This is a genomic window from Dysgonomonas sp. 511, assembly GCF_010501105.1.
Lineage (GTDB): Bacteria > Bacteroidota > Bacteroidia > Bacteroidales > Dysgonomonadaceae > Dysgonomonas.
In genome coordinates this window covers 1-299 of the sequence record NZ_QVMQ01000132.1, presented here as the reverse complement: position 1 = coordinate 299, position 299 = coordinate 1, and the positions used below count along the sequence as shown (strand labels likewise).

The window sequence follows — 299 nt, the reverse complement described above, 5'->3', positions numbered from 1 at the left end:
GAACCAGTATATCGTTTTCGACTGGGTTACCGATTGGGCTACCAAACACAAGAAAATAGACGCGCCCGAAACATTCAGTATCACAGACGAAGACCTTCGTCAAACCAAAGTAACACAACCTGCTATCTTCCTTCATTCGGTAATCTTGGCAAAAACAATGGGCGAAGAACAAGGTTTTGTGGGCTCTTCCTTAGTTTTATTATTATTCCTCACACGTATGGCGCAGGGTGTACCGATACTCGACCGTGTAACCCGAAGGTGCGAAATAAAGCAGATAAACCCGTATATGTTCCAGATTT

The 299-nt window shown here is 43.8% G+C and carries 1 pseudogene; it reads left to right on the top strand.

Going from position 1 to position 299, the window contains the following annotated elements:
* Positions 1-299: pseudogene (locus tag D0T57_RS16000) on the top strand (hypothetical protein); the annotation flags it as partial.